The sequence below is a fragment of the Vibrio sp. ABH4_348 genome (genome assembly GCF_056159765.1).
This window is the reverse complement of the sequence record NZ_JBSWVW010000001.1, coordinates 1711073-1737335: the sequence shown is the minus strand read 5'-3', so window position 1 is coordinate 1737335 and position 26263 is coordinate 1711073. Positions and strand designations below refer to the sequence as shown.

At 44.9% G+C, this 26263-nt stretch carries 21 protein-coding genes; 13 read left to right on the top strand and 8 right to left on the bottom strand.

From position 1 onward, the window contains the following. The first annotated feature begins 129 nt into the window (after nucleotides 1-129). Together lrp and ACXAFJ_RS07770 are read left to right on the top strand one after the other, a co-directional pair. Nucleotides 130-624 carry a leucine-responsive transcriptional regulator Lrp gene (gene lrp, locus ACXAFJ_RS07775; protein WP_475322578.1) on the top strand — a complete coding sequence of 165 codons (495 nt, stop codon included), beginning with the start codon at nucleotides 130-132 and terminating at the stop codon, nucleotides 622-624. A gap of 146 nt (nucleotides 625-770) precedes the next feature. Continuing rightward, nucleotides 771-3593, top strand: a complete 2823-nt coding sequence (locus tag ACXAFJ_RS07770) for a DNA translocase FtsK (protein ID WP_475322576.1) — start codon at nucleotides 771-773, stop codon at nucleotides 3591-3593. A gap of 76 nt (nucleotides 3594-3669) precedes the next feature. Here ACXAFJ_RS07770 and dsbB read toward each other — a convergent pair whose 3' ends face one another. Both dsbB and nhaB read right to left on the bottom strand, forming a co-directional pair. Continuing rightward, nucleotides 3670-4221: a disulfide bond formation protein DsbB gene (gene dsbB / locus ACXAFJ_RS07765; protein WP_475322574.1), complete on the bottom strand. Its 552-nt coding sequence runs from the start codon at nucleotides 4219-4221 to the stop codon at nucleotides 3670-3672. Between the two features lie 137 nt (nucleotides 4222-4358). Then, on the bottom strand, nucleotides 4359-5951 hold the full coding sequence (gene nhaB / locus ACXAFJ_RS07760) for a Na(+)/H(+) antiporter NhaB (RefSeq protein ID WP_475322573.1): 1593 nt from the start codon (nucleotides 5949-5951) through the stop codon (nucleotides 4359-4361). Nucleotides 5952-6581: 630 nt separating this feature from the next. Here nhaB and fadR point away from each other — a divergent pair. Further along, nucleotides 6582-7424: a fatty acid metabolism transcriptional regulator FadR gene (gene fadR / locus ACXAFJ_RS07755; protein WP_475322572.1), complete on the top strand. Its 843-nt coding sequence runs from the start codon at nucleotides 6582-6584 to the stop codon at nucleotides 7422-7424. A 71-nt stretch (nucleotides 7425-7495) separates the two neighbouring features. Here the strand turns inward: fadR and ACXAFJ_RS07750 are convergent, their stop codons facing one another. Then, entirely contained in the window at nucleotides 7496-8647 is a 1152-nt protein-coding gene (locus tag ACXAFJ_RS07750) for a DUF1887 family protein (RefSeq protein WP_475322570.1), read from the bottom strand. 122 nt (nucleotides 8648-8769) lie between these two features. Beyond that, nucleotides 8770-10761 carry a methyl-accepting chemotaxis protein gene (locus tag ACXAFJ_RS07745; protein ID WP_475322569.1) on the bottom strand — a complete coding sequence of 664 codons (1992 nt, stop codon included), beginning with the start codon at nucleotides 10759-10761 and terminating at the stop codon, nucleotides 8770-8772. Nucleotides 10762-11182: 421 nt separating this feature from the next. Here ACXAFJ_RS07745 and ACXAFJ_RS07740 point away from each other — a divergent pair, with 421 nt between their 5' ends. The 7 genes from ACXAFJ_RS07740 to ACXAFJ_RS07710 all read left to right on the top strand — a co-directional run bounded on the left by ACXAFJ_RS07740 (nucleotide 11183) and on the right by ACXAFJ_RS07710 (nucleotide 17265). Beyond that, complete coding sequence (locus ACXAFJ_RS07740; RefSeq protein WP_475322567.1) at nucleotides 11183-11539, top strand: HIT domain-containing protein; 357 nt, start codon at nucleotides 11183-11185, stop codon at nucleotides 11537-11539. A gap of 36 nt (nucleotides 11540-11575) precedes the next feature. Then, nucleotides 11576-12970 (top strand): COG3014 family protein, encoded by a 1395-nt coding sequence (locus tag ACXAFJ_RS07735; protein WP_475322566.1) that lies wholly within the window; start codon nucleotides 11576-11578, stop codon nucleotides 12968-12970. A 68-nt stretch (nucleotides 12971-13038) separates the two neighbouring features. After that, nucleotides 13039-13422, top strand: a complete 384-nt coding sequence (locus ACXAFJ_RS07730; protein WP_475322564.1) for a YcfL family putative periplasmic lipoprotein — start codon at nucleotides 13039-13041, stop codon at nucleotides 13420-13422. A gap of 58 nt (nucleotides 13423-13480) precedes the next feature. Then, on the top strand, nucleotides 13481-14074 hold the full coding sequence (lpoB, locus tag ACXAFJ_RS07725; protein ID WP_475322562.1) for a penicillin-binding protein activator LpoB: 594 nt from the start codon (nucleotides 13481-13483) through the stop codon (nucleotides 14072-14074). Nucleotides 14075-14088: 14 nt separating this feature from the next. Beyond that, nucleotides 14089-14952 carry a phosphotransferase gene (locus tag ACXAFJ_RS07720; protein WP_475322560.1) on the top strand — a complete coding sequence of 288 codons (864 nt, stop codon included), beginning with the start codon at nucleotides 14089-14091 and terminating at the stop codon, nucleotides 14950-14952. An 86-nt stretch (nucleotides 14953-15038) separates the two neighbouring features. Next, nucleotides 15039-15587, top strand: coding sequence for an alpha/beta hydrolase YcfP (ycfP, locus tag ACXAFJ_RS07715; RefSeq protein WP_475322559.1), 549 nt, complete (start codon nucleotides 15039-15041; stop codon nucleotides 15585-15587). Nucleotides 15588-15975: 388 nt separating this feature from the next. Next, on the top strand, nucleotides 15976-17265 hold the full coding sequence (locus ACXAFJ_RS07710) for an NAD(P)/FAD-dependent oxidoreductase (protein ID WP_475322557.1): 1290 nt from the start codon (nucleotides 15976-15978) through the stop codon (nucleotides 17263-17265). 61 nt (nucleotides 17266-17326) lie between these two features. Here the strand turns inward: ACXAFJ_RS07710 and ACXAFJ_RS07705 are convergent, their stop codons facing one another. Genes ACXAFJ_RS07705 through ACXAFJ_RS07690 form a run of 4 tightly spaced genes read right to left on the bottom strand, consistent with a single transcriptional unit; the run spans nucleotide 17327 to nucleotide 22833 of the window. After that, nucleotides 17327-17875 carry a GNAT family N-acetyltransferase gene (locus ACXAFJ_RS07705; protein WP_475322555.1) on the bottom strand — a complete coding sequence of 183 codons (549 nt, stop codon included), beginning with the start codon at nucleotides 17873-17875 and terminating at the stop codon, nucleotides 17327-17329. A 4-nt stretch (nucleotides 17876-17879) separates the two neighbouring features. After that, complete coding sequence (locus tag ACXAFJ_RS07700) at nucleotides 17880-18731, bottom strand: peptidoglycan binding protein CsiV (protein ID WP_475322553.1); 852 nt, start codon at nucleotides 18729-18731, stop codon at nucleotides 17880-17882. Between the two features lie 43 nt (nucleotides 18732-18774). Then, nucleotides 18775-22230, bottom strand: coding sequence for a transcription-repair coupling factor (mfd, locus tag ACXAFJ_RS07695; RefSeq protein ID WP_475322552.1), 3456 nt, complete (start codon nucleotides 22228-22230; stop codon nucleotides 18775-18777). 6 nt (nucleotides 22231-22236) lie between these two features. Continuing rightward, nucleotides 22237-22833, bottom strand: a complete 597-nt coding sequence (locus ACXAFJ_RS07690; protein ID WP_475322551.1) for a PilZ domain-containing protein — start codon at nucleotides 22831-22833, stop codon at nucleotides 22237-22239. Between the two features lie 217 nt (nucleotides 22834-23050). On the opposite strand from ACXAFJ_RS07690, the gene lolC reads away from it, so the two are divergent. Genes lolC through lolE form a run of 3 tightly spaced genes read left to right on the top strand, consistent with a single transcriptional unit; the run spans nucleotide 23051 to nucleotide 26221 of the window. Further along, a complete protein-coding gene (lolC, locus tag ACXAFJ_RS07685) occupies nucleotides 23051-24259 on the top strand; it encodes a lipoprotein-releasing ABC transporter permease subunit LolC (RefSeq protein ID WP_475322549.1) in 1209 nt (402 codons plus the stop codon). Next, nucleotides 24252-24980: a lipoprotein-releasing ABC transporter ATP-binding protein LolD gene (gene lolD, locus ACXAFJ_RS07680; protein WP_475322548.1), complete on the top strand. Its 729-nt coding sequence runs from the start codon at nucleotides 24252-24254 to the stop codon at nucleotides 24978-24980. The genes lolC and lolD overlap by 8 nt, the downstream gene beginning before the upstream one ends. After that, the gene (lolE, locus tag ACXAFJ_RS07675) at nucleotides 24977-26221 is read left to right on the top strand and encodes a lipoprotein-releasing ABC transporter permease subunit LolE (RefSeq protein WP_475322547.1); all 1245 of its coding nucleotides are present in this window, start codon (nucleotides 24977-24979) and stop codon (nucleotides 26219-26221) included. The genes lolD and lolE overlap by 4 nt, the downstream gene beginning before the upstream one ends. Nucleotides 26222-26263 lie beyond the last annotated feature (42 nt).

Below are 26263 nucleotides of genomic sequence, written 5' to 3'. Positions count from 1 at the left end.
ATTGACTAGTTGTAGGGTTTATTAATCGAATTAACAACTAGTATAGAAGTTGTCTGGTAAAATTAGATGCTGAATATTAAGAAGTTGTAGTATATATTTTTGCAAGGAAGTAATAAGGTGGAATAAAAAATGGCTGAGAATAACAAGAAGCCGTCTAAGGATTTGGACCGAATTGACCGTAACATTCTGAACGAACTTCAAAAGGATGGACGGATCTCGAACGTTGAATTGTCTAAGCGTGTGGGCTTGTCACCAACTCCATGTCTGGAACGTGTACGTCGATTGGAACGCCAAGGATACATCACGGGTTACACAGCGTTGCTTAACCCGCAATATCTAGACGCATCACTGTTGGTGTTTGTTGAAATTACGTTAAATCGCGGTGCACCAGATGTATTTGAACAATTTAACACTGCAGTGCAAAAACTGGATGATATCCAAGAATGTCATCTAGTCTCAGGCGATTTTGATTACCTTCTCAAAACACGTGTTTCGGATATGAGTGCATACCGTAAGCTGTTGGGTGATACTTTGTTGCGACTTCCTGGTGTAAATGACACCCGTACTTATGTGGTGATGGAAGAAGTGAAACAAACCAATCAGTTGGTGATCAAAACCCGTTAATCCTCGGTGAATACTCAAGTTTGACGAGAATCTGACTCGATAAAATTGGGTTTTAGTACCGAGTGTGTTTAAATCGATAGTCCGAGCACAATAGTGCTGCGGGCTATTTTTTTGCCTTCAAACTCTCAGTTACGTCAATGTGGTTTATGTTCAAAAAGAACAACAATAAAATTGAAACCGTGGTCAAAACCGGTGTTCCAGAATCGTCTTCTCGCTTGTTTGGATTACAGCGTATCAGAGAAGTGCTCTATATTGTCTCTTTCGGGGCATCAGTATTCCTGTTACTCGCTTTGGCGACATTTAGCCCAGCCGACCCTTCGTGGTCACAAACAGCAACCGGTGTGGAAGTTGTCAATCACCTAGGTCCAACAGGTGCTTGGATTGCAGACACTTTATTTTTCGCCCTTGGCTCCCTCGCGTATGTTGTCCCTCCTATATGCCTTTTAGTGGGCTATTTGGGATTTGCTAATCGTCATCTATATCGAGAGCTGGACCTATTTGCATGGGGAGCGAAGCTGCTGGGACTGATCACTTTGGTCCTAACTAGCTGTGGTTTGGCCGACGTGAACTTCGACGATATTTGGTATTTTTCATCCGGTGGTGTGGTTGGCGATGTCATTAGCAGTTTATTGCTACCACAACTGAATACCCTAGGTACAACACTTGTCTTGCTGTTTCTATGGGGAGCGGGCTTCACTTTGTTAACTGGGATATCTTGGCTTTATGTAGTGGAAAAGCTGGGACAGATGGGCTTCTGGGTTGTACAAATTGTGATTGATGCCGCGCGTGGTGACAGCAAGCAAATCGTGACTGCCAATGTGCAAGAACCGCGGCTGCCTGAGCAGAAATTAAGCGAGAGCGAATATATCAAAACTGGTGACGTCAACGAACTCGATGAGGAACCGAAATTTAGCTCGCTACAAGAAAATGGTACCGGCGAGAAATCCCAATACAACATTCATATCCCTAATGGTGCTCAAGAAAAGTCCCACGAAAGGGAGACTTCTGAGTCAACAAGCTTAGAAATAAATTCGGTATCTGAGTCAGTTGAATTTGATCGAGATATATCACTTGAGAAAACCATCGAAGAGCTTGAGAGTGAATCTGACTCAGTAGACACCGGTTTCACTGATGATCGCCAAGACTACAACGACACTCATTCCGAACTACCCGCTGAAACCGAGATTAACGAAGAACCTGAACCTTTGTTAACAGAGAGCAGTTTGGATGCTGTTTCACTAGAAGCCTCAGAGTTCGATAAAGTTGCGCCAACCATTTCTACTCTTGATATCGATATAGATGAAGAGATGCTAGAAGATTGCTCAGAAGGGCAATCAGAAACTGTTACTAACGGCTCTGAAGACCCGGATGTTGAGGCTTTTCAAACGTTAGTCGCCGATGCGCAAAAAAATGCCGCAGGTAAAGAAAACCCATTCTTGATGCAAAAGACCATCGACTTACCCGTGCCTGACGAACCGATGCCAACACTCGAGCTTCTTTATCACCCTGAAAAACGTGAAAACTTCATTGATACAGAAGCGCTAGAAAACATAGCTAGATTGGTCGAATCTAAATTGGCGGACTACAAAATCGCGGCTAAAGTTGTCGGCATTTTCCCAGGGCCAGTCATTACCCGCTTTGAGTTGGATTTGGCTCCTGGGGTGAAAGTCAGCCGTATTTCTGGCCTGTCTACCGATTTAGCTCGCTCTTTATCAGCTATGGCCGTGCGGGTCGTTGAGGTAATACCCGGTAAACCTTACGTCGGGTTAGAACTTCCCAATATCAGCCGCCAAACCGTTTTCTTATCTGATGTGGTTAGCAGCCCGCAATTTGAGCAGGCTAAATCACCCACAACCGTTGTATTAGGACAAGATATTGCCGGTGAAGCTGTAGTGGCCGATTTATCGAAAATGCCTCACGTGTTAGTTGCTGGTACGACTGGCTCGGGTAAATCAGTCGGGGTTAACGTCATGATTCTGAGCATGCTTTATAAAGCAACGCCGGAAGAAGTGCGGTTTATCATGATTGACCCGAAAATGCTGGAGCTCTCGGTCTACGAAGGTATCCCTCATTTGTTGTCTGAAGTTGTGACCGATATGAAAGACGCTTCCAATGCCTTGAGATGGTGTGTAGGCGAGATGGAGCGACGCTACAAGTTGATGTCGGCTTTGGGTGTCCGAAATATCAAAGGTTACAATGACAAACTGAAAATGGCGGCCGAAGCGGGCCATCCTATTCATGATCCACTGTGGCAAGCAGGTGACAGTATGGATCAAGAGCCACCGTTGTTAGAGAAGCTGCCTTATATCGTCGTCATTGTCGACGAGTTTGCGGACCTGATGATGGTCGTTGGCAAAAAAGTCGAAGAATTGATTGCTCGTTTAGCGCAAAAGGCACGTGCCGCAGGTATTCACTTGATACTGGCTACGCAAAGACCTTCTGTGGATGTTATCACGGGCCTTATTAAAGCGAATATTCCAACGCGAGTCGCGTTTACTGTGTCGACTAAGACGGATTCGCGTACCATTTTGGATCAAGGTGGTGCTGAATCGCTATTGGGAATGGGTGACATGTTATATCTACCACCGGGCTCGAGTCATACGATTCGTGTTCATGGTGCGTTTGCATCGGATGATGATGTACATGCGGTAGTAAACAATTGGAAAGCGCGTGGTAAACCGAATTACATTTCTGAAATAACCGACGGTGACCAAGGTCCAGAATCACTATTACCTGGTGAAACTGCTGAAGCAGATGAAGATACCGACCCATTGTTTGACCAAGTGGTTGAACACGTGATTCAGACCCAGCGTGGCTCAGTATCGGGTGTTCAGCGCAAGTTTAAAATTGGTTACAACCGTGCGGCAAGAATAGTTGAGCAACTCGAAGCTCAAGGAATTGTTAGCGCTCCCGGACATAACGGAAACCGTGAAGTATTGGCTCCAAAGCCAGATCGTGAGTTCAATTAGTCAGTATCGCAATTTGAAAATAAAAACGCCGGCGGTTCTCGCCGGCGTTTTTACATCCAATTCAGCTTCTTGAAAGCTATAAAACTGAGTGATTTGTCTCTTCTTGAGCTTTAACTAGCCCCACCAATTGGATCAACATAAACAATACTCCAACAATTAAGTATCCAGCGAAAATTACCACTAGCCACTGGGGCATGGAATAGTCCAAAAACTGCCATACGACTTTACTGCAATCACCATAAGCCTCAAACAGCCAAGGTGCCCACTCATTTAGCGGTGCCCAACTTGGGAAAGACACAAATACATCGCAGGTGGCGAAAGGAGATGGGTTAAATTGATAATCGACATGCTGAAGTGACAGTGCCAATCCTTTGTAAGCTGAGCCAATCCATAAAGCTAAGCCAAGTGAACGAAAAACTAGTAAATCAGGTTTGGCTAATCCAACCAGAGCACCTGCACTAATTCCAAACAAGGCAACACGTTCGTAAATACACATCACACACGGTGCAAGTAACATCACATGTTGAAAATACAACGCTACCAGCTCAAATATGGCGACACTTGCTAGTAACAGTATCCAAGATAAACGACGTGCGGAAAAATCATATAACCCTGATAGTAACGACACACTACACTCCAAACATTTACGTAACAGCAAATAGACCCATTTCAATCAAAGAAAATTTCCTGTTGCAGATAGATAACAAAAAAGCCCTGATCACTCAGAGCTTTTTTAACGTGGTTATGGCCTTTATTCAAGCAAAATTAGTGGCCTGAGCTCACAGCACCCATGGCCTCTTCTGCGGTGTGATGGGCAATCCAACCCATCTCGTAGAAGTATGCTGTCATAGGCTCTACCAAGAAAATGATTCCCATCAGACCAACCGTCGCCAGTACTATGGTGTATGGGAACGCCATAATTACCATTCGACCGTAGGACAACCGAATCAACGGGGCAATTGCTGAGGTCAATAAGAACAAGAAGGCAGCTTGACCATTTGGTGTTGCAACCGATGGTAAGTTAGTACCGGTATTTATCGCAACCGCCAATAAGTCGAATTGGTCGCGAGTGATCACACCTTCAATAAGGGCTGTTTTGACCTCGTTGATGTAAACCGTACCAACAAACACATTGTCTGACACCATGGATAACAGTCCGTTGGCGATATAGAACAGAACGAGTTGTAGACCTTTATCTTCAACGTGAAGCACTAGATCAATCACTGGCTTAAACAAACCTTGATCGATAATAACGGCAACAACGGCAAAGAAAACAGCGAGTAGCGCTGTAAAGGGTAGGGCCTCTTCAAATGCTTTGCCAAGAGAATGCTCTTCAATCACGCCAGTAAACGCAGTGGCTAAAATAATGACCGACAAACCAATCAAACCCACTTCCGCTAAGTGCAGGGCAAGAGCGATGATCAGCCAAACACCAATGAAACCTTGGACGATTAGCTTGGCGATGTCTTGCTTAGTACGCTTGGTTTTATCTTCGTCGTTAAAATCGGTCAGGATTTTACGAACGTTAGTTGGCAACTGGGAACCGTAGCCAAATATCTTGAACTTTTCGACAAACACACAGGTTGCCAAGCCACAGAATAGAACTGGCAGCGTAACTGGCAACATGCGGACCACGAACTCACCAAAATTCCAGCTAGCTTGGTCTGCAATAATTAGGTTTTGCGGCTCACCGACCATGGTCATTACACCACCTAGTGCCGTACCCACACCCGCGTGCATTAGTAACGAACGTAAAAAGGCACGGTAGTTTTCCAAATCATCACGAGTCAAATCTCCGATGCTGTCGTCACTGGTGTGGTCATGTGCAGAGTTTGAACCCTGACCAGATGCAACTTTGTGGTATATCGAATAGAAACCGACTGCGACACTAATCACAACCGCAATTACGGTTAGCGCATCGAGAAATGCAGACAAGAAAGCAGCCGCAAAACAAAATGATAGCGACAACATGGTCTTAGATCGAACGCCAAGCAGTATCTTAGTGAAGATATATAGCAGCAGTTCTTTCATAAAGTAGATGCCTGCAACCATAAACACCAAAAGTAAAAGTACAGGCAGGTTAAGTTCTAATTCATGGAGGACTTGGTCTGGGCTAGTCATACCTATCGCGACAGCTTCAATAGCCAGAAGACCACCAGGTTGCAATGGGTAGCACTTTAGCGCCATGGCGAGAGTAAAAATAAATTGACCAACTAACATCCAACCCGCGACAAACGGATCGACATAGAAGAAGACAATCGGGTTTATGACCAGAAAAGATATGATGGCAACTTTGTACCAATCAGGTGCTTTACCAAGAAAATTCCTTAGAAAGGCACTTCCAAGCGACTTAGGCATGGGACGACACTCTTAAATAAATATTGTTTTTTGGGGATAAAAACAGCGCTTACCCGAGCAGAATCAAAATAGTGATTCCAAATTCATTAACAGTGACTTAGAAAAACAACAATCTTGGTGTGGTCTTGCCAAGTCACTCCCTGATGAGAGCAAGCACTTTTCACTCGGGCGCAACTCTACTCTTCGCATTTTTAGAGTCAATCATAAACTCGCGCACAATTAGATTACCTACCGATTTTTATTGAAAAACGAGATCTAGGTGGCGTATTTATCAATCAATAAACGCAAAAAAACGCCGATTCGTGCTTCGAGGAGGTGGTTTTAAATTGAGAGGGGTATAAAAGCGTTCATTTTAGCGATTGCATGAATAGATAATTAGATAATTCGCATTAAAAAATATTGGCCTACTTTGTTGTAATTACTGGGCTTGTTGCATGTTACAAGGTGTTAAGTTGTTGAAAAATTGGGTTTGATAGTCGAGCGCTATGTTATTTATTTCAGTTTAAAAAAACTCTGTTTTATTTTCCAGGGTTGCTGTTAAGCTCACAGTCCTTGGTTTGTAAGTGTTTGAACTAGTGGTATGATGAGTTCCAATTTTTATATGTAAGACACGACTGGATTCCGAGCTAGATGGTTATAAAAGCAAAAAGCCCTGCAGGATTTGCCGAAAAGTATATTATCGAAAGTATTTGGAAGGGGCGTTTCCCTCCAGGTTCAATTCTGCCTGCCGAGCGAGAGCTTTCTGAGCTTATTGGCGTGACACGCACCACGCTGCGTGAAGTATTACAACGTTTAGCTCGAGATGGTTGGTTGACCATACAGCACGGCAAACCAACTAAAGTGAATGAGTTTATGGAAACGTCGGGTTTACATATTCTCGACACCTTGATGACCCTTGATACGGGTAACGCAAGCTCTATCGTTGAAGATTTGTTAGCGGCTCGCAGTAACATCAGCCCTATCTTTATGAGATACGCATTTAAAGCGAATAAAGAAGCGGCAGAGAAAACTATAACCAATGTTATAGAGTCATGTGAGTCATTATTGGCGGCGGATTCTTGGGATGCATTTGTCGAGTCTTCTCCGTACGCTGAAAAAATTAAAGCACACGTAAAGGAAGACGCCGAGAAGACAGCAGAACAGCGCCAGATTGATTTAGTAGCGCAGACATTTAACTTCTACGATTACATGCTGTTCCAACGCTTAGCATTTCATTCCGGGAACCAAATTTACGGATTGATTTTCAACGGGTTGAAAAAATTGTATGCCCGAGTCGGAAGCTACTATTTCTCAAATGAAAAAGCGCGAACGCTTGCTTTGAATTTCTACAAAGAGTTATTGGAAGTGTGTCAATCTGGTAATCGCGATCAAATTTCCATCGCGGTGCGCCACTACGGTATGGAAAGTGCCCAAATTTGGAACCAAATGAAAACGACTTTACCGAGCAACTTCACACAAGATGATAATTGCTGATTTAGGTTGCAGAATCGATTGAATTGTATAAAAAAGGCCTGAACATTTGTTCAGGCCTTTTTTCATAACACTTATTCGCCCCCAGCTTCAACCAGCCAGTTGGTGAGGTGAGTTTTTAAGTCTTTCAATTCATCGGGGCCAATCAATGCTAGGCCGAGGTCTTCAGCGCGGGTAATATCATTGTGGCGCAGTGGGCGGAAGCTAACCAGCATGGCACGGGCTTGAAGTCCGCCGAGCAAATCGCGAAGAGATTCCAACTTGTAGAGGGTATCGTCGCCATCGTCGCGCATGCCTTTGGTTTTACATTCGATGATATGGAGCTTGTTGTTTACCACAGAAGCGACGTCCAGCTCATTGCGAACCTCTCTATCACCTAACTTGCGGTAAACTTGCACGTTTAGTGAATGGTCTTGAATGGTCGGCAAATCATTTTGTATTTGTCGCACAGTGCTGTGAACCAATGTTTCTAACCATTCACCATTGGAGAAGCGTCTGGCATCTTCGTCGATAAATTCCAGTATGCCGTCTTGATATTTGGCTATTTGGGCATCGACTAGATCAGAGATCAGCATTGAGAGCTCTCGGTAGCCCTGCTGCTTTTCGGTCAGTGCGACGTCTAACTTTCCTTCTTTGCGGCAGGTAGTGGCAAGGTAGTTTAGGGTTGCTAGTCCCGGTCCAAGTTCCAAGGCATTACTTGCCCAACGTTCTCCGAGTTTGTAAAGCGTTTCGTCGAGTGTTGCAGGTAATTGGACATCGGTAAACTCGCCACGAGCTCCAAAGATGGTCAAGTAATCTTGAATGGTAATATGGTCTTGAACTTGAGTGTCTTCCAATCCATCCGGATATAGCCAACACAAACGGTCTGAATTTGGTTCTACAACGAAAATCGGCCAATGATAGGTTCTAAACACCTCATACACAGAAAGTAATCTATGCCTTAAGCCACAACTGGCGTTGAGTTTGATCTCTACATTTCTTTCTTTTAAATCGTTGGCGAGAGTGTAGATGGCTTGCTTGATTTTGGAGGTATTTGAATCAGAGGGGATTTCAAAAAATTCGGTGGTGATGTTTCGCTGGCTGAGGACCTGTTCCAATCGGTGGTAATTTGGAATTTGGCTATGTTCACCAATGAGAACAATGTGTGAGCCTGTCATCCGCTTATCTAAAAGGGGAGTGACCAATCGTATAGGATCTGAATCAATAATGCCTACATGTACGGCCATATGAAGTCCTCATTAACATGCCTTTTGTATGACGTTATATAAAGATATGTAGACTAAGCAAATAAAAAACAAGGGTGTTTTCGAAAAAACACCCTTGTGTGGATTTTACTCAAGTTGGAAGGTTACAGTTTAAACTGGTGAACGAGCTCGCTTTGTTCGGTTGCTAGCGATGTTAATGCAGTACTGGTTCCTGCAATATCGGCCATCGCTTGGTAGCTCTCATCGGCGATCACATTGATTTCTTCAATATTCTTCGCGATGTCTGCGGTTGTGGAGCTCTGCTCAGAAGCGGCTGCTGATATTAAACTACTCATTTGACTGATCTCAATGATTAGCGCTTGAATTTCCTCCATTGCACCGTTGGCTTGTGAGGCTTGATCAACTGAGCGCGTCATTTCAGTTACACAGCTTTCGATTACCTCACTTGCTGACAGCGAACTTGACTGAAGATTACTGATCATGGATTCAATTTCTTGCGTTGAATTAGTCGTTTTCTGCGCCAGAACTCGAACCTCATCAGCGACCACGGCAAACCCTCGGCCTTGTTCTCCCGCTCGAGCGGCTTCGATAGCGGCATTTAGCGCAAGCAAGTTAGTTTGCTCAGCAATCCCTCTAATCACATCGAGAATACCGCCGATTTTTCCACTCATTTGGCGTAACTCCGCAACGGCGTCTACCGATTGATTGAGCTGAGTTTCTAGTTGGTTGATGGTCGAAATATTACTACTCATGATTTGACGACCAGTTTCAGAGGCCACTTCGACTTGCTCTACCATCTTTTGCGAGCTTTGAGCATTTTGCGCTACTTCTTCCACCGAATGCGCCATTTCCGTCATTGCCGTGGCCACACCAGCGGTTTGCTCGCGTTGTGAGTTAAGCTGCGATTGCGCATGACTCGACGTCGTTTGGTTGGTGGTCGCTGTAGCGGTAAGGTTATCGGACGCCTGATTTAAGCGGACCAGTACATTGTGCAGACTATCAGCTAGCTCATTGATATGGTTGCTTACACGACTGAACTCATTGTTGTATCGTATTTCAATGCGTTGAGTCATATCGCCGTCAGTGAGGCTTTCCAACGTTTTCAGAATACGCGTCAAAGGTTCACGAACGCTGTGCGCAATGTGATAGCCAATGCCGCCAGCGATCAATAGCACAACAAAGCCAATGATCACCGCTTTGGTTACACCGTCTTCATAGACAGTACCCGCTTCGGTAAGTGATTGGTTCAATCCACTTTGGGCGATATCTGCAAAGGTTTTCAGAATAAGCATCGCATTGTCGACTTCGACGGTAAGAACCGCAATGTTGTCGTACAGAGCGTTTTTTGATGCCAAGTAGGTGCCATGTTGGTCAAGCACGCCACCTTTTTTACCAATATCAGTACTAAACTGTTCAACCGATTTTTCAAAACGCTCTCTGAGCTCAGGTAACTGAGTCGCTAGGCCACGAAAAGCGAAATTGAGATGGTTGACCGCTTTTTTGTTTTTCTTGATGGACTGTTCGACAAAAGCTAAATCTGAGCTAGCCAGAGCATCAGAGGTGATGGTCTCGGCGTCTTTTAATTTTGAGAAATAGCTTTTGGACATAACCTTAACGGCGATTTTGTCTGAATCAAAAATCAGCTGCCGCATGCCAAGAGTCAGGTCACCGTGCAAGCGTTGGAAGTCTCGAGATGACTTTTGTACCTGAGCTTGAGCTTCAAACATCGCTTGGTAATTATCCATCGCGGTAAACGCTTCATTAAAGTAACGCTGCTCTACTTGAATAAGCGCTTCTATTTGCGACGCGAGTTGTGGGTAATCCTGGCTAGCTTGCCCGAGCTTAGTCATGGTCTCGGAAAACTGAACTTTAGAACTAGAAAACTGCTCGCGCATAGCTTGCATGCGTTCCGGACTTTGTGTGGTCAAAAAGTCTTTAAAGTATTTGTCCGCTGAAAGCAGACTTACACTGGTTTCATTTGATAACGAAACCAGCGGCAATGAAGTGCGAGATACCGTCTCAAAATTGTCGTGTATCTGCTCCATTCCCCGCATCATCATTAATGTTGTTGCAATAAACATGATGATGATTAGCGTGAAGCCAGCATACATGCGGCGTATCACGGAACCCTTCATATTTCTCCCCCTTACCCAAATGGACTAACTAGTCCCAAAAAATTAACAACGACGTCACCATTGTATGGAACTAAAGTTAATTATTTTATGATATGAGCACGACTTTTGAGCGAATTCACTCAGAAATGACTCAATGTGTTAACTTACTAGCATTTTTAGTAATTCAACTGAAACTAGGTGTATTTACCTGCAAGATGGCGACTTTTTGCGACAAGTTCTCAACAAAAAACATCTAAACCCGACAGTTATTTGTCAGGCGAATGTTCAATTTTGTGACGTTTCTGGTCATTGTATTGTGGTTTGTCAGCAGTTATCGCATACTCTTTTTTTGCCCGCTATGTTGCTGCTGAACTTGCATATTTTGGGTAGATTTGTGAATTTTTTGACCGTATTGATGTCTGATCATCAACAAGGAGCTCAAATGGCTGAAGAAACCATATTTAGTAAAATCCTCTCCAAAGAAATTCCGGCAGATATCGTTTACCAAGACGAACTTGTGACGGCGTTTCGTGATATCAACCCGAGAGCTAAGACTCACATTTTGATCATTCCAAACAAACTGATTCCTACTGTTAATGACGTAACGGCTGAAGACGAACAAGTTTTAGGACGTTTGTTTATTGCTGCCAAGGAGATCGCAAAAAAAGAGGGAATTGACCAAAATGGCTACCGACTGATCATGAATTGCAATACACACGGTGGGCAAGAGGTATATCACATACATATGCATTTGGTGGGCGGCCAGCCATTGGGACCGATACTAGACCCGAATCTCTAGGGTTAACGATTCAAATTTATAGAAGTAGGTATCGAATTGAGTAAATGGCTTAAAACCACGGGCATCGTATGTGCCTCCTCTTTGTTGTTTGGCTGCGCCAATTTCACAACGGGTAACCTGTTCAGTCACTATAGTGTACAAACGCAAAATTCCTATCAGGCATTATCATCAGGCTTGTATCAACAAGCACTCGAAATTCGTCCTGAATATGCGGCAGGAGAAATACTCGACAACCTGGAAAAAGGGCGTTTGAGTTATTTGGCAGAAGATTACCAAGCCAGTCTAGATTATTTAGACCGCAGCTCAATGGCAGTTCGTCGTCAGCAAGACAGGGCGACCCTGTCAATAAGTGAAGTTGCAACCAGTGTTGGCGTGCTGGCGTTAAATGACAACCTCAACGAATATTACCCCGCTGACTATGAGCTTGGTTTTTTGCACTTGTACTCCAGTTTAAACTACCTGAAATCCAACGATTTATCGTCTGCTTTGGTCGAAGTGCGCAAAGCCAACCAAGTCCAAGAGCAAGCGAAAAAAACGCGAGAGTCAGAGCTTGATCAACGAGAAAGACAGCTTTCCGAACAAGGTGTTCAAGCTAACTTGGGCGAGTTGTTAGCAAGTCTACCTTCCGTTGGCGATAAGCTATCTAGTGTTCAAAACGGCTATTTGTTTTTCCTTTCCGGTTTGTTGTATGAAACGGATGGTGACTTAAACAGCGCCTATGTTGATTACCGCCGTGCGTTGGCCGTTGCAGGCGACAACCAATCGGTGATTCAGTCCACGCTCCGAGTTGCGCGTCGTTTGGGTATGTCTGAAGATGTAAAACTATTGCAATCTGAGTACGGCGATGTACCAACTCGTTCAACTGAACAAGGGCAGGTCATCGTAATTGAAGAACAAGGGGTGGTGAGCTCTCTAAGTTCGGCTGAGTTTGCCTTACCGGTGACTCGTAGTAATGGGGATTTTACTTGGTATAACATCGCGTTGCCGGTTTATCCAAGTGCAGCCGGCATCCAATATTCCAGTCCGAAAATATCCGAAAACAGTATCAAGCTCGATCAACTTGCCAATATTGAAAACATGGCGAGATACCATTTACTCGAGCAAATGCCGAGCATGGTGTTTAGACAGCTTTTGAGAATTATTGCCAAAGAGCAATTGAGGCGCGGAGCAACTGAGGAAGCCGAAGACGTAGGAAATTTAATTCTGAACGTTTGGAATACGTTAACTGAGCAACCTGATACGCGCAGTTGGCAAAGTTTACCCTCTGTGGTGGCTAGTGGCTCTAAATGGCTGTCTCCGGGGATGCATACACTATCTATAAGTGAACAAACTTACCAATTTGAAGTCAAACAAGGTGGTACAACACTAGTTTGGATTTCTAGACAGGGTCAATCGGCTAAAATCTGGCATAAGCAGTTAGGACGGTTGTAACTTAAGTTCATCTTTTGGCTTGTTATTACGAGCCATAGAGAACGAGAAAAAGAGTTAGGAGAAATGGGATGAAAATTTGGCTAGCACTGTTTGCGAGCTTGTTGATTGTTGCTTGCTCCAGTAATACTGCAGGGCTCAGAATTGATGGGCAAAGTCAAACCGTGTTGTTTGGAGACAAAGTTTTAAGCGGTCAGTTAGACATTGTTGATATCTCAACAGCTCAGGTCGACGATCGCGCCAGAGCTGTGGTGCAACTTGCCAATACCACCACGAGTGATTTAAACATCGAGTATCGCTTTTATTGGTATGATTCAGAAGGGTTAGAAGTGAATACCCGCCTTGCACCATGGAAGCAAAAGATTATTGCGGGACAAGAAACCGTATCCATCTCTGAAGTGACGGTCAATCCAAATGGAGAACAGTTCAGAGTACAAATTCGCCGCGCGCAATAGCGTGTTTAATTTTCTTAAGATGGGATAAAAACACCCGGTTCGAGTTAAGGAACGAAGAATGAAAAAAACAACGTTAGCAGCGTTAATTGGCTTAACTGCTGTTCTTGCTGGCTGTTCTAATCAAGTCAGCTATGGTGATGCTCAAGCAGTCGAGACCACAACTATTGATTTTGGCTCAACCGATTTGCAGACAATCGCTGGAGAGATGGTCGACAGCATGATGATGTCTGGTTCAGTTGCCGCAATCACCAGAGATGCTCGTCCAATCGTATTTGTTGAAAACATTAAAAATAAAACCTCAGAGCATATTGATACCGAATCCATTACAGATTCAATTTCAACCAAGATGCTTAACTCCGGCAAGTTCCGTTTTGTCGACATGAATCGAGTGGAATCGGTGCGAGAGCAACTCAATTTCCAAAACAATGATGAATTGGTCAACCAATCTACTGCGATTCAGTTCGGCAAGATGGTAGGGGCGCAATACATGCTTTACGGCAACCTAGCGAGTATTAATAAGAGCGATGGTAGCGACAAAGACGTGTATTACAAAATGACAATGCGCTTAATGGACTTAGAAACTGGTTTGATTGAGTGGGCGGATGAAACCGAAATTCGCAAACAGCAATCGAAGAGCTTGTTAGGCTTGTAAAAAGAGAGGGGCGTATGGCTAGATTGTCGTGGAGAGAAGCGAAGCAGCTAGATAGCTCGTTGGCATCTCTGGACGGATTTTTCGCATCGCCCCCTGAATACGCCCAAACCCTCACCGGTGGACTAACCAATCGTTGCTGGAAAGTAGTATTGCCCACTCAGCAAGCTTTTGTGTGGAGGCCCGTCACGCCCATCACTCAAGCATTTTCCATTTCCCGACATCAAGAATTTCAAATCTTAAAAGCTATCGAGCACTCAGGTATTGCGCCAAAGCCAGTATATCTTTGTGATCAAGGTTTGTTAGTGGAGTGGGTTGAAGGCCAGAGCCTTACCGATCAACTCGATACGCCTAACCTCTTAAAATGCCTTTCTCAAATTCACGGTTTGGATGCCGAAAGGGTCGCGGTCGCCCCTTTTAATTATACGGCACGAGTGGATAACTACTGGATTCAAATTGAATCCAAATTAAAGACCGAGTTAGTGACGGGTTTGTATCAACAATGGCGCGTGGCCCCCAATATAGCCGAGTTACCACATGCTCTATGCCATTTTGATCTAGCCGGTTATAACATGGTGCAGACACCTTCCAACAAAAAAGTCATCGATTGGGAATATGCCACAATAGCGGACCCAAGACTTGACCTCGCGATATCACTCAACATTGTAGGTGAGGCAGAACTCACCCCAATATTTGAGTACTGTAAATTGCGCCAATTAGACGGTGTAGATGACTGGGTGGAAGGGGTTAAAGCCTGGTTACCGAGGATCAAATTGATGTCTTTGCTCTGGTATTTATTGGCTTATCAGCTTTGGGGTGAAAACTACTATCACCAGCAAGCCGAATCACTTTTATCTGAGTTTTTTGAACCGGTTGAATAAACCCATACAAAATGTGTTAGTTTAGGTATTCCTCTCGATACTGCAGAGGTGACGAGTGCAAATTCGACTGGCTTTAAGGAATTAAGATGATCATATATCTACATGGATTTGATAGCACCAGCCCAGGTAACCATGAAAAAGTACTTCAGCTTCAGTTCATTGACCAGGATGTACGTTTTATCAACTACAGTACTCTGCATCCCAAACACGACATGCAACACCTGCTGAAAGAGGTGCATAAGGCGATTGAGCAATCCGAGGATTCAGATCCAATAATCTGTGGGGTTGGTTTAGGTGGGTACTGGTCGGAACGCATAGGATTTTTGTGTGGAATTCGTCAGGTTATTTTTAACCCCAATCTGTTCCCGTATGAAAATATGGAATGTCGAATTGATCGACCTGAAGAATATCAAGATATCGCCACCAAGTGTGTTGAAGATTTTCGCAATAAAAACCGTGGACGTTGTTTGGTTTATCTGTCCAAAAATGATGATGTATTGGACAACCAGCGCGCTGAACAAACATTAGCTCCATTCTACAAAGTTACGTGGGATGAGACCCAGCCCCATAAGTTTAAAAAAATCTCACATCACCTATCAGAAATTAAAGCCTTCAAGGAAAGCGCATCCACTTAAGCTACGACAGCCTGATTAGTTCGGATTGGCTTGCTAACGTCCTGGCACATTGCCAATGTGTCAGGGCTAAAGTTAATCAGTTGAACGTAAAAAGTGTGATCTATAGCAATTTCATCTTTTAACCTGTTACTTCCACCTATATAATTTACACCGCAAATAAAATATTGAAAAAATGAAGAGCAAGTTCAACTTGCCCGCAACATTCCTACCAAAAGTGAAACAAAACCTGATTGAAAAAACCGTTAGCGACAATGATCAATAAAATACGTTAACACTCAGCCTCAACACTCATAGCGGCGCAATGTAAGCACTCTTGTCATTGCCCAATGATTTTATCGCGTTGCCTGTGGCGGCGCGTTGTTAGCTTTTTATTTTTGAGGATAGAACTTTGAAACGTATTGTCGTTGTCGGTGGAGGCGCGGGTGGCTTAGAGCTCGCTACTAAACTAGGTCGAAAATTTGGCCGAAAAGAAGAATTCAAGATTACTTTAGTCGATCGAAAACCCAGCCATTTATGGAAACCATTGCTGCATGAAGTAGCAACAGGCTCGTTGGATGAGGGGGTAGATGCGCTTAGTTATCGCGCTCACGCTAAGAACCACCATTTCGAGTTTCAGCTAGGCAGCTTGGTTGATATCGACCGCGACAACAAAACCATTCAACTCGATGAACTCAAAGACGAGGCGGGCGAGTGCTTGGTTCCAAGTCGAGAACTGAGTTACGACGTCTTAGTGCTGGCGATCGGCTCAAAATCTAACGACTTTAACACTCCAGGTGTGAGAGATAACTGCATCTTCCTAGATAGCCCTGAGCAAGCGCATCGTTTCCGAACTGAAATGAATAACGCGTTCTTGAAGTTGCATGCTCAAAATGGTGAAGGTTCAGTTGATATTGCGATTGTTGGCGCAGGGGCGACTGGTGTCGAGCTATCAGCAGAGCTGCACAATGCGATTAAAGAACTACGAGCGTATGGATTCAAAGATCTAGACTCAAGTAAGCTTAATGTGAGCTTGGTTGAGGCTGGTGAGCGTATTCTTCCGGCACTTCCACCTCGCATATCCGGCGCTGCTCACCAAGAGTTAACCAAGTTGGGCGTTCAGGTTCGCACCCAAACCATGGTGACTGAGGCGAGCAAAGATGGCCTGACGACAAAAGATGGCGAGCTCATTCCTGCTCAAATTATGGTTTGGGCTGCAGGTATTAAAGCACCAGACTTTATCAAGGACATTGGTGGTCTAGAAACTAACCGTATCAACCAGATTGTGGTCAAAGACACGCTTCAATCGACACGCGATGACGATATTTTTGTACTAGGTGACCTAGCGCAATGTACCCAACAAGACGGAAGCTTTGTACCGCCTCGCGCGCAAGCGGCGCACCAAATGGCGAGCTGTGCCTACCAAAACATCGTGGCAAAGGTAACGGGCAAAACGTTGAGACCGTTCATATTTAAAGACAAAGGGTCTTTGGTTTCACTCAGTCGTTTCTCTACCGTCGGTTCACTGATGGGTAACTTAACCAAAGGGTCAATGATGATTGAAGGTAGAATTGCTCGAATTGTTTACATTTCGCTATACCGAATGCATCAGATGGCGCTACATGGCGTGTTTAAAACCGCGTTGATCGTATTAATGGGTCGTATTAACCGAGTGTTAAGACCTAACTTGAAACTGCACTAATTAAGAAGGGCTTCCATTGGGAAGCCCTTTTTTCTGAAGTCAAGTTGTCATCACTGCACGGTTAACTCGAGGAGTTTGGTGTAACTGAGTAAACGGCACCTTGTCTGGGAACGCGATTGTACAAGTATCGGTTCTCTGCTAAGGCTTCAAACGTTGCGCCACAAGAAAGCGCAAGTTGTTGACTTGGTTTGTTTTGCGGATCACACACGATTTCTAGTCTAGTTAATTTGAGTTGTTCAAAGCTGAAATTGATGAGAGCCGATACCGCTTCTTTTCCATAGCCTTGATTTTGGTACTCATCCGCCAACCAGTATCCGATACTGGCCATATTAAAGGTATGATAAAGCTCGTTGATTGCGACCATGCCCATTAACTGATTGGTCGATCTTGTGAAAACGCCAAAGCCGTATGCCTCTGACTTTACCCAATTTACCTTGGTTGCCAATAAAAAATCTTTGGCTTGCTCTTCAGTGAAATCGGGTTGGCACCAATCAATCCAACGGTGCAAAGTAGGGGAGTTGGAAACCAATCTTTGCAAGTCAGTGGCCTGCTGAGGATCAATCAGAGCTAGCCGCAATCTAGAAGTGTAAATACTGTATTCTGGAACCATCGGATTATTGATTGGCTTCCGATTGAGCGACGCGTCTAACCTGAATAATGACTCCGAGCAAAGGGTGGTCCAGATAATGAGTTTCCGTACTACGCATGCGACGTTTCTGATTCATTCGGTGCGATTTTAAGAAGGTCACCGTTTGATTGGTCGTAATAGCTTGCTCAACTTCACTCATGAATCCAGGTTGAACAGACTCAGACGTGTTGGTGCTTGCTGAGTCATTGCCCTGAAAGACGGTCTGTTGCACACCGCCCGCTTTACCTTGTTCCGTTGTGCTCTCGGTAGCTGAGTTATCGATAACTTCCACTTGTTTAATAGTTGGGATTTTTAAATCGAGTTGAACGTCGGCATATAGGTAATGTTCAACGTAAATTTGAAGCTTACCGTCTAACTCAGAAATTTTTTCTGGCATGGATACTTCAGTAATCCCAGAAAGTACTTCATCCCCAACTAGCTCAGTGAGCTCTGAACCATCAGGATTAAAGCTATTCGAGTAATCAAAACCGCCTTGAAAACGAAATTTAGGCGCGCGACGGCGAGCTTCATCACCTTGTCGCCACGCGGTATGGACAAGTACTTGGTAGCTGGCGTGGTTGTTGAGACGTTTCACTTCATCGAGCAAGTAATATTCACTCAGCGGAAGCAAGGTGACACCTTTATTACTGGTGTAGAGCTCATCGTCAAACGAGCCAACCGTTTCAAAACTAATTGGTGCCAGTTGTTCTGGCCAAGCTTCGCTTGTCTGCTCAGGGGTAATATTCCTTTTGAACACAATGACCTCAATATCAAATTGACGTTGTGCCCACGTAGGAAATGCCATCATGACTAATAATGGAAAAATCAGTTTTTTCATTAACGCTCCAGCTTAATTCATCGGCTATTGGCTGCACGAAGAATTAGGGTAGTAAATTTTGCTTAAACTCGTTCAGCATGCTTTTGACAAAATCTAAGCGTTGCCTTCTATCTGCCAATGGTATCGTAAACTTGAGCTTAGTAGGTCCGTCCATTGCAAATTTTTGCGGTTGCGATTGTAAGAGTTTGACCAAATAAGCGGGATTGACCTTAGCATCTGGATAAAATTCAATGTAACCACCCTTATCGTGCGCTTCCATTTTTTTTACTTTGATGGCCGCAGCTTCGATCTTAAATTCGGCGATCAGTAGCAAGTGCTTGGCGGCATCTGGCAACAAACCAAATCGGTCAATCAATTCTATTTTCAGCTCAGAAAGTTGTTGGCTATCGGTAACACTAGCGATCTGTTTGTACATGGATAGACGAGTGTTTATATCCGGGATGTAATCTTCAGGCAGCAGCGCTGGGATACGCAGTTCGACTTCGGTTTGCTCGCGCAGCAGCTCTTCGAGTGACGGCTCTTTTCCTTCTTTCAGGGCTTCCACCGCTTGCTCCAACATTTCCATGTACAAGGTGAAACCCACCGATTGAATTTGTCCGCTTTGCTCATCACCCAGTAGTTCACCGGCTCCACGTATTTCCAAATCGTGGGTCGCGAGGGTAAAGCCTGCACCCAGATCTTCCAAAGACGCGATTGCATCAAGTCGCTTAATGGCGTCTTTGGTCATAGCCTTTGGATGAGGGGTCAGCAAATAGGCATAAGCTTGGTGGTGTGATCGTCCGACACGGCCTCGCAATTGATGCAATTGAGCCAAACCTAAGTTGTCTGCTCGATCCATAATAATGGTGTTGGCGGTTGGTACGTCGATGCCAGTTTCAATGATGGTAGTACAAACCAACAGATTAAAACGCTGGTGGTAGAAATCATTCATCACTCGCTCAAGCTCTCGCTCACGCATCTGACCATGTGCAACGGTAACTCGAGCCTCAGGAATGAGTTTCTCTAGGTCTTCAGCCACCTTTTCAATGGTTTCGACTTGATTGTGCAAAAAGTACACTTGTCCACCGCGCATCACTTCACGCAATACCGCTTCGCGAATCACAGCTTCGTCTTTTTGGCGTACAAAGGTCTTGATCGCCAAGCGGCGTGCTGGTGGGGTGGCAATAATGGATAAGTCGCGCATACCACTCATCGCCATGTTTAACGTTCTCGGGATTGGCGTCGCGGTTAATGTGAGGATATCGACATCGGCACGCATCGACTTCACTTTTTCTTTTTGGCGCACACCAAAGCGATGTTCTTCATCAACAATCAGTAACCCAAGATCTTTAAAACCAATGTCACTCGTAATCAACTTGTGAGTACCGACAACAATGTCGACTTTGCCTTCTTTTACGTCTTCGATGATTTGCTTTTGTTCTTTAGCCGATTTAAAGCGAGATAGCACTTCGACGCGAATTGGCAGATTGGCAAAACGATCCCTAAAGTTCTCAAAGTGTTGTTGCGCTAGGAGGGTGGTTGGGACCAGCACGGCGACTTGTTTTCCATTGTCGGTTGCGACAAACGCAGCGCGCATCGCGACTTCTGTTTTACCAAAACCAACGTCACCACATACAAGGCGATCCATAGCCTTGTTTTGACACATGTCTGATAAAACGGCGTTGATAGCTTGCGCTTGGTCATCGGTTTCTTCAAATGGGAAACCAGTTTTAAACGTCGCGTATTGGTCGCGATCGAGCGCGAAGGTATGTCCCGGTTTCAACTCGCGCTTGGCGTAGACATCCAATAGCTCTGCCGCCACATCGCGCACTTTTTCAGCTGCGCGTTTTCTGGCTTTTGCCCACGCTTCGCCACCGAGTTTATGAAGGGGAGCGGATTCTTCCGCACCGCCTGAATAACGGGATATGAGATTCAACGAGGCAACGGGTACGTACAACTTGGCGTCATTCTGGTATTCCAGCGTCACGTATTCAGTGGTGAGTCCACCTGCCTCGAGAGTTTGTAACCCAATGTAGCGTCCAATACCGTGATCGATATGAACGACAGGTTGACCTGGTTTGAGTTCAGCAAGGTTTCGAATGACCGCGTCACTGTTGGTCGCTTTGCGATCTTTCTTGCGCTTTTGAATTACTCTCGCACCAAGTGTGTCGCTTTCACAGATCAGGGCGAAGTCGAGGTCTTGGTGAATAAACCCAGTTTCTGCTGAACCAATGATGAGCGTGCATTTTTCATCACGCGCCAACGCTTGTTGCAGGTCGTCAGCGGCTTGAGGGCGCAGTTTGATACGATTTAGCAGCTCAAGTAACGCCTCTCGTCGACCTTCTGATTCAACGGAGAAGACCACTTTGCCAGAGTATTGTTCGATGAATTGTCTCAGCGCAGCCAAAGGTTCTTTGTTCTGATGAGCAACAGACAGGTCTGGCAGCTTCTCAAGAGAGCAATTGCTGCGGCCTGCTTTTTTGTCTACCAGTGCTTCACTGAGCGACACTCGAGCCAAAGACTTGAAGTTGGAGAACAGTTCGTCCTTTTTAAGCCACAGTTCGTCCGGTGGCAACAAAGGTCGAAGCGGATCGACTTTTCGCTGATCGTATCGAAAGTCTACGTCCGTCAAAAACTGGTCGATAGCGTGTTCCAAATCCCCCACGGTCAAAAGTTGTGTCGCTTCAGGCAAGTAATCGAATAAGGTTTCGGTTTTGTCAAAAAACAGCGGTTGCCAATATTCGATTCCTGAAGGCCACGTGCCTTTGCTTACCTGCATGTATACAGACTCAGGTTCTCTTCTAGCATCGAAGCGTTGGCGCCACCGAATTCTAAAGTCTTCTATTGCGGTTTCGTTAGTCGGAAATTCATGGGCTGGCAGCAAGCGAATTGACGACATGTCTTCGATCGAACGCTGAGTTTCAGGGTCAAAGGTGCGAATCGTATCAATTTCATCATCAAAAAAATCGATTCGAAACGGGTCCTGACTGCCCATTGGAAAGAGGTCAAGAATAGATCCTCGGCTCGCGTATTCACCAGGACCAAATACTTGGTCAACATGACGATAGCCAGAATGCTCTAACTTGATTCGAAGTTTCTCTAGCGAGTAATTGTCGCCAACGTTGACCAGCAGTGTGTGTTGCAGCAAAAAGTCTCTTGGCGACTGCCTTTGTAGCAAGGTGCTGATGGGGACTATGGTGATCCCGGATTGCGACGTAGGTAATTGATACAGCTTGGCAATGCGGTCTGAAATAATGTCTTGATGTGGTGAAAAACTGTCATAGGGCAGCGTTTCCCAATCGGGAAATAGTGACACATCAGCGTCTGTAAACTGTTCAATTTCTTGCAGTAGCTTTAGCGCGGTTTGAGGATCTGCTACCGCTAATAAGGTGTGACCTGAATATTGATTGGCGTAATCAGCGATAGCCAATGCCAAGCTTGAGCCAACTAAATTACCGACGTACTTATGGTCGCCAGCGCCTTTGGGCGTGGCCAGCTGTAAAAAATGGGTATTACTCATGATGATTTAGGATTGGTCTCGATTTAACGAACGCTGTCTTAGCAGCTTCTGTTGTTGATGCAGCGCGGCGCGGATTAACAAGTCTTGGTCTTCGTCTCTCAGCAGCAAATATTTTAATGTGATTTCGAATTCATTGGCATTTGAACTGCTGGAATCGTCTTGACTCACGGGCTGCGATTTAACGACTTCTGCATAGCAATAAATAGCCGCGGCTGGATGTTCAAGAAATAGCTTTACTCGTGCTGTAGCACCTTGTTCTGGTTGTCTTGAACTAAGGTAAGTAATTTGGCTCGCGCCAAAGGTTTGAGTTTTGGTTCTAAACTTCTCGTCATCTTGTTGAGCCAACATAAAGGTGAGCAATAGATTTAACTTGGAATTTTGACTGTCTAACAAGCGGATAACTTGCTGAAAATCTGAATTTCCCAATTCTTTACGAGCTTCTTCCGCGGTGCGATCCAATTGACTGAATTCACTTGCAACAATAAAGGGAGCTGGGATTTCTGCTTCAAACTGAGTTTGAGTGGGCAGGCTCTGAACCGAATCAAGGTACTCAATATTCATCGTCAGATTTTGGTGGACCGTAAAATACTCTTGTTCGCTCATAAGTGACGTCTCGTTGTTTACCAACTTGTTGAATCAAGTGGCTCTTTAATGATTATCGTCATCACAAGACAGGAATCAAGCCAATTACTCATTCGATTAGAATCTCATGGACCGATGACGAAACCTGTCAGTAGTCTGCAAAATGCAACAATAAACACTACACCTCGGTGGTTGAAGTCGGTAGAGTAGGCAACAATCTGTTTTTAGAGAGAGAATAATGCAGCTACCTGTATCGTTGTTCATAGGCCTCCGCTATTTACGCGGACGTTCTGGGGACAGGTTTAGCCGATTCGTGTCATTGATGTCGACTTGCGGTATTACCATAGGTGTAATGTCGCTGATCACCGTTTTATCGGTGATGAATGGATTTGAAAATGAACTGAAAAGTCGAATTCTCGGAGTGTTGCCGCAAGCGACAATTACCCCCACCGATGCCAAGTCTACCCAGCAATCATTGCCAGATAGCTATTTGTCTCAGTTGCCTCTCGTCGCCAAACCCCAACCTATCTCTCAAACTGAAACTATAGTGCAAAGCCGAACTCAATTGGCGGCAGGGCATCTAGTGGGGCTGGGTAATGACGAAATAGCGGCTTTGTCTGGTTCTATGATTGCGGGCCGAGTGAGTTATGTGTCGGAAGGTGAATATCGTGTGATTTTGGGACATAGTTTAGCGCGTCAGCTTAATGTACGCATTGGCGATCAGGTTCGATTGATGGTCACTAGCGCGAGCCAGTTTACTCCACTAGGCCGCATGCCAAGTCAGCGGCTGTTTACAGTTGCAGCCATTTTTAATACAGGCTCAGACATAGACGCCCAGTTGATGTTTGGCCATTTAAGAGATGTATCTAAACTAACCAAATACAAAAAAGATTCCTTTGGCGGTTGGCGCCTGCATTTTCAAGATCCTTTTGTGGTCAGTGAATTGGCTCAAATCCCAATTCCATCAGGTTGGCAATGGAACGATTGGCGCGATCAGCGAGGAGAGCTGTTTCAAGCGGTTCGAATGGAAAAAAACATGATGGGGCTGATGTTGGGTCTTATTGTCGCCGTTGCGGGCTTCAATATTATTTCTGCGTTGATCATGGTAGTGGTAGAAAAGCGCGCAGAGGTGGCGATTCTAAAAACCCAAGGCATGAGAGATGGACAAATTGTCAGTGTATTTGTTGTTCAGGGTGCAACAAGCGGAACCTTAGGGGCATTAGCCGGGAGCTTGCTTGGGGTGGCGCTGTCACTTAATTTAAACAGTATTCTTGATTTACTTGGCGTTGCTTTGTTTGCTGCAGGAAGCAGCTTACCGATCGTCATCAATCCACAACAAATCGCTTTTGTTACAGTAGCCGCGATTTTAATGAGCCTTCTTGCCACCCTTTATCCATCTTATCGAGCAGCGCAAGTTCAACCTGCTGAGGCATTACGTTATGAGTAGTTTGTTATCCTGTAAACAGGTCAATAAATCCTATCTGGAAGGGGAGGTCGCCACCCAAGTTTTGAACGGTGTGACCTTTGAAATGCAAACGGGAGAACTGGCCGCCATTATTGGTACGTCTGGCTCTGGGAAAAGTACGCTATTGCATATTTTGGGTACGTTAGATAAGCCGTGTAGCGGCGAGGTATTTTTCAAAACTCAGAATATTTCTGAACTGTCGAGCAAACAAAAGGCGGATTTGAGAAACCAAGAGTTGGGTTTTATCTATCAGTTTCACCATCTACTGTCTGACTTTTCCGCCAGAGAAAATGTCGCCATGCCATTGTTGATTGCCGGTAAACCCAAACAGCAAGCTTTAGAGGCGGCTGATCAGCTGCTAGAAAAAGTAGGATTAAGTCATAGATTGACTCATCGCCCATCGGAAATTTCAGGCGGGGAGCGTCAGCGTGTTGCCATTGCAAGGGCGCTAGTCAATAGACCGGCTTTGGTACTTGCCGATGAGCCAACCGGCAATTTGGACCACAAAACCGCACTGACGATTTATGAGTTGATGCGCGAACTCAATCAAGAGTTTGGCACTGCTTTTTTGGTGGTGACACACGATACTGAATTGGCGTCTAAAATGGATACTCAATTTCACATGCGCGACGGCCTTCTTGCTCGCAATAGCGAGGATCTAATCGATGACTCCCGAGACTTGGCGCCCGAGGTTAACGCGTGAGTTCTTTAGCCATAGAAATTGCCAAGCGTTTTAGCAAAGGTCGCAAACGAAACGGACTTTTATCCTTTATTTCACTGTCGTCGATTGTAGGCATTGCGGTTGGTGTCGCCGTGATTCTAGTGGGATTGTCGGCCATGAATGGTTTTGAAAGAGAGTTGAATCAGCGTGTGCTTTCCGTTATTCCGCACGGTGAATTTGAAGGTGTGCGGGGGCCAATTACGCGCTGGCAAAGCGTGGTCGAAACGAGTGAAAGCGATCCACGAGTCATCGCTGCTGCTCCCTATGTCAAATTAACCGCATTGGCTGAAAAAGGCTCGGTAATGAAAGCACTTCAGGTCAAAGGCATTGATACTGAACTGGAAAAAAAGGTATCCGACCTGCATCATTTTTTAGTGGGTGGCAGTCTGGACAAGCTAGTCCCGGGACAAAATCAAATCATTTTGGGTAAAGGAATCGCCGATTTACTGGGAGTGGGTATTGGAGAACGCATTACCTTGATGTTGCCTAAAAGTGGTGATGCAAACAAAGTTCAAGCACCAAAACGTATTCGAGTGACCATAGTTGCGCTACTAGAATTAAGTGGTCAAATCGACCACCAATTGGCGCTAGTGCCTTTGGTTGATGCTCAGCAATACGGTGATTTGGACCAAGGTGTCTCTGGTGTTTCAGTTCGAGTAAATGATGTATTGATGGCAGAGCAAATTGTTAAACACGTTGGCAACCAGTTAGACGAGTATGTGTATCTGAAGAACTGGCGTCAGGAATTTGGTTACCTATACCGAGATATTCAAATGGTGAGAACTATCATGTATTTGGTGATGGTTCTGGTTATCGGGGTCGCTTGTTTTAATATTGTCTCAACCTTAGTCATGGCGGTGAAAGACAGGGCCGGAGAGGTAGCCATTTTAAGAACCATGGGCGCGTCTGATGATTTGGTCCGACGAATTTTTATCTATCAGGGTTTGTTTTCGGGGCTGATAGGTAGCCTAATTGGCTCCGGGGTAGGGGTGTTACTTGCGTTAAATCTGACACATCTGATTCGATTGTTGGAAACGGCCATTGGCCATCAGTTTTTGTCTGGTGATATCTACTTCGTTGACTTTTTGCCCTCTGAGCTGCATTGGCAAGATGTGTTTTTAGTCGTAGCGACTTCGGTGATATTGAGTGCTTTAGCGACTTTATATCCAGCGTCCAGAGCGGTGAAACTTGACCCTGCAACTGTGTTAAGTAGCCAGTCTTAATTGAATTATGTCTTAGTTGAATGTTAGAGGAGTTTTGTATGA